Origin of the sequence: Caballeronia glebae, assembly GCF_001545035.1 — a bacterium.
GTDB lineage: Bacteria > Pseudomonadota > Gammaproteobacteria > Burkholderiales > Burkholderiaceae > Caballeronia > Caballeronia glebae.
Genome location: NZ_FCOJ02000130.1, coordinates 1 through 4,447 on the forward strand (window position 1 = coordinate 1; position 4,447 = coordinate 4,447).

3 protein-coding genes and 1 pseudogene are annotated in these 4,447 nt (G+C 60.1%); all 4 read right to left on the reverse strand.

Features of this window, described 5'->3' with window-relative positions:
- The coding region (locus AWB82_RS36125) for an ImcF-related family protein (RefSeq protein ID WP_235023594.1) at window positions 1-1,529 on the reverse strand (1,529 nt) is incomplete at its 3' end.
- Complete coding sequence (locus AWB82_RS36130) at window positions 1,526-2,782, reverse strand: hypothetical protein (RefSeq protein WP_143756991.1); 1,257 nt, start codon at window positions 2,780-2,782, stop codon at window positions 1,526-1,528. The genes AWB82_RS36130 and AWB82_RS36125, both read right to left, overlap by 4 nt.
- Window positions 2,783-2,791: 9 nt before the next feature.
- Window positions 2,792-3,043 (reverse strand): PAAR domain-containing protein, encoded by a 252-nt coding sequence (locus AWB82_RS36135; protein WP_086974034.1) that lies wholly within the window; start codon window positions 3,041-3,043, stop codon window positions 2,792-2,794.
- A 97-nt stretch (window positions 3,044-3,140) separates the two neighbouring features.
- Window positions 3,141-4,373, reverse strand: a pseudogene (locus AWB82_RS36140) (DUF6396 domain-containing protein); the annotation flags it as partial.
- Between the last annotated feature and the right edge of the window lie 74 nt (window positions 4,374-4,447).

Genomic DNA, 4,447 nt, shown 5'->3' on the forward strand with positions numbered 1-4,447 from the left:
TCGGGGTGAGCCAACATCAGATACGTCTTGAGCGTGTCGTAGGCCGCTTGCACCTGTGCATTGCCGCCGCTCGCGATCTCGGCGTCGGAGAGCGAGGCGAGTTGCTGCAGGCGTTCTTCAAGCTTCGCCTTGATCGGCTCGATCAGCGCACGTGAGGCGGCGTTTTGGTAGGCGGACCAGAGCGTGTCGTACAGCGCGGCGTCATGGTTCAGGCCGAAGCGCGTATGCCACGGTGCGCCTTCCTTGCGATGGGTTTCGAGCGTGTCGAGTTGCTTGTCGAGCGCATCGAGCGCGAGCAGGGCTTGCGTGGGGTCTTGGGTGATCGAGACCTTGGTCAGCGTCGAAGTGGCTTCGTGCATGGACGCGCGGTTCGAAGCGCCTGAGATCGTCGAACCGAGCAGCCACATTGCAACGACCGCGGTCGTCGCCCAGGCTGCGGTGGTCGACCATGAGAAGCCGACGCGGTGACCATAAATCTTGCGGCTGTGGGTGGCGATGGTTTGCCAGATCGGAAGCTGCGTGTGCTGTTCAGTATCGGCATCCGGCACGTCGGCTTGACGAGCGGCCTGCGCAACCGTGCCCTTGACCATCAGCGGCGCGAACAACAACCCGTGCACCGAATTGCGTACCAAGTGCGATTCGCTGGCTCGCACCACCAGATCGCATAACGCCGTACGCGATTTTTCAATGTGCGTGGACAGCTCGGCCAAGAACCGGTCGTGCGGTTCGCGGACCAGTCTCGCGACACCTTTATCTGCCAGGTGTCCGGCGAGGTCGTGCAGCGACTGTCCCAACTCTCCCCAATTCGGCGAGCCCGACCAGGTTTGTCCTACGATGTCGTTCGCATGAAAGGAATCCACGCTGGAGTTCGTCACTTCGACCACATACGCGGGCGCCGCCCACCGTAGCGCCCGCGCATGGCGCGCCAACGTTTGCGCGAGCGCCTCGCCGCTCGTTGCGCCCGCCGATGCCGCCGTGTGCGTCAACGCCGCGATCGCATCGACCGGCCGCCGCCGACGCAGTTGCCGGATCTGAGCCAGCCAGCCTTCGTCGAGGTTGTCACGCCCCTGTTTCGCGTGAATGAGCACGGTGTCGCCCGCAATCAAATAGCCCGCCTCGAGCAACCCCGGCACCACGGATTTGACGCGCGCTTCGTCACCCACGACCGCAATCCAGCGCGTCAGTGACCGCCAGCGCCAGCCGTAGCGATGGCGCAGCGTGGTCTCCAGTTCGTCAAGCCGGTGGCTGCCGAGTTCGCCGCCGCGGTCGTTGCTCGATACCCGCGCGGTGATGTCCCGCTCATGGTTCTGAGCGCCATCGCGCGGCACCACGCGCACCACCTTGCGCCAGGCGCCGGTCACTTGCGCCCGCGCCATGAGCGCGAAAATGCCGAGGGCAATGGCGTACCCCACCCGCTTATACGGTGAAGGGTCGATGCTCTCGCCGTGGAACCAGGCATACGAGGCGACGCCAATCGTCGCTACGACGACGAGAACCCAATATCCGGAGGGCCTACGAAAAAACTTCATGCGTTCACTTCTTTCACTGCTGATACTTCGGGTTGAGGGGGCCGAACGGTGGGCTGCACGACTGCGAAGTGCAACGCACCTTCTCGCCAGGCCACCAACTGCGGTTTATTGGTTTTCTTCGCGTGTTCGAGACTCAGCGCGAGCGCGAGCCAGCCCGACGCGCAACCAGGCTCGCCCAGCGCAAGATCGACGTCGTGCACGCCGCTCAGGTCGTTACCGCTCGACACGCCGAGCTTCAGATCGGACAAGGTCTGGTTGACCGCGCCCTTGTCGTCCTTTTCAAGTCCGGCCTGCCACAGATCGCCGATCTCTATATTCGTGGCACGGCCCCACTGCAACGCGGTCGACACGCACATGTTGAGCTCGTCTCGGTGTCCACGCACCGGACGATGCAGCAGTCCGAGCTGAGCCATTCCTCGCCGGGAAAGCATCTGTGGCCAGCCGACGAGCACGGCGGTTGCCACCTCCGCGCTGTTCTGCGGTGGCGCATCGTGCAACTGGACGGCGACGAACAGCAGCACCTTCTCCAAAGCGGGACCGCCGCGGTGGTCAAGCCATTCGTCCAGCGCCATGAGGCCCTGCTCGCCCGGCACGAGCTTCGCCTCGCAGCGGCGCATTGACTGCTCGTCCCAGCAATCCTGCCAAGCCTGCCGAAGGCGTTCCCGATCGACATCCGCCGGCAACTGCAGGCGCACGCCAAAGGGCACCTCCAGCGGCAACGCGCCGACGGGCTTTTGCATCGCGGCGATCAGCCGTCTGAAGCACACGTGATAGCGGCTGGGATTCGCCTTGTCGAGGAGCAAATCGAGCGCCGAATGTCGAACCCCTTCCCGTCCATCAAGAGCGATTCGTGCCTCCAGCACGCTCGCGCGTTGCAGGACTTTCGCTGCCAGCGCCTTATCGCCCGCCGCCGTCAGGTAGGCGCATGCGATCGCCGCCAGCGGTTCGCCGGCGAACTGCAGCGCCCGGTCCCGATCCTCGCGCAGCACCTCGTTTTGCGCATCGATACGTTCGCTTTCCTGATCGAAGTAGCCCAGACGCAGACCGAATAGGACACCCCACGTGAGCGCGGGGCGGCCAAGCAGGCACAGCCAGAATTCGACGGTGCCAGTGGGCTCCGCCTTGGGCCAGGTGACGAGCGTGATGACCGCGCCGGCTACCATCAACACGAGCAGAAGCCCAAGCCAGACAAAAGGATTCGGTGCGCGCGGACGAGGTTCTCGCGATTCAACCGCAGGCAATACAACAGGCATGCACGAGACTCAAAGAAGGCTGGAAATCAGGTGGCATCCGCACATCGCGCGATAGCCGTGGCGGGCGATGGGCACGCCTTCGTCCATCGTCTCCTCATCGCCGTCGATGATGAGATTGGGCTTGATGTCAGGATGCTTCGGGCAGGTCACTTCGTCGCCTTTGCGTGCTACGCCTCGACCGTCGTAGCTCACGGTTTCAGATGCGGTGATAACGCGGCCGCCGTGGTCGGTGGCGTCGCCTAGGCGGATCAAATCAGGCATGATTTCCTTTGCTTAGTAAGTTCGTTGCTGATGTGAGTCGCTCATCTTAGTGTGCAGATGCCGGAGATACCCCTAGGAACTCAGGTATACGAATTTTTTAACTCGTCGTCGACTCGGGATCCCCGTAGGAAATCAAACGCCAACCTCCATCCACCGTCATCAGGCGAACGCCCAAAATGCTATCAAGAACTGCAACCTTTCGCGGCTCCCGAACGTCGAGCAGGGGAAATTTTTCGCCTTTACGAAAGGTGCGCTCCGCGTTGAGCGCAATGTAACCTGAGGGCGAACACGCCCTCCATACGCCCGTCTGCGGGCATACTTCAAACGCTCGCACTGTCGTTCCCAACGATACTTTCTCCTCGATCGCTGCGCCTTGCGACAACAGCGGAAGCCCTGTCGAAGAATCGAGGTTCTTCTCCTTCGCCAGGCGTTCGATTAGTTCATCCGATGGCTTCTCCGGAATCTGCGCACGCTCCCTTTCCCATTCAAACGTGCCGTCCCACGGCGGAAGTTTCGCCGGCGGCAATGGAACGATCTTGTCGAGGTCGGGAACCTTTGGATTGCTTGACTCGTTATCGCTTAGGAATCTGTATATTCGCTCATAACGTTCGGCGCGTTCCTGGTCTATTGCTAAATTCAGAAAATTTAGCGCACCCTTGGCGGGACCTCGAAAAGCTTCCCCGAGACTATGTGCAGATTCAATACTACCTAACATCACTCCCTTTTGGTACGCCGAAAGAGCATCTTGATATTTCTCGAAAATCTTAAGACCTATGCCATATTCGAACGCAGCGAGTGAATGGCCGCCCTCAGCGGCACATTGAAGCATCTGGTCAGCGATGTCTGGTGATTGCTCACGATGATCCAGCAGATCGGAGATATAATATTGCGCGTCTGCATTCCCCAAATCCGCCGCTTTACGAATATACTTCAACGCCATTTCCCGGTCTTGCTTCAGGCCATATCCTGAACTCAGGTAGTAACCAATATCGTAATAGCCAATAGGGATGCCCTGATTGACCAATTGCTCGGCCCAACCCACAGCCTCACGTCGAGCATCCGGCGAACTGGCCCGGCCCCGGGATATAAGCTGCTGCACATTATGGTTCGCTTTGTAGTGACCATGAGCCGCGGCTATACGGAAGTACCGCGCAATATCATCGTAATCTTTTGGCCCGTCGCTGGTCTGAAGATATCGTCCATAACGGAACAGTGAATCGGCCTCGGGATCGAGAGCCGGCAAACGGTCGGCTTCATGCGCACAGGTAAACGCCAGATTGGCGCGCATTCTTTCTACGTCGGACAGATTAGGCAACGTATGCTCCTTAGAGGTGTTAACAGAATGACTTTTGCAGGTGTCGCCAGCATATGATGCAGCAAGCGATTTTCATGAAGGCTTCGTGG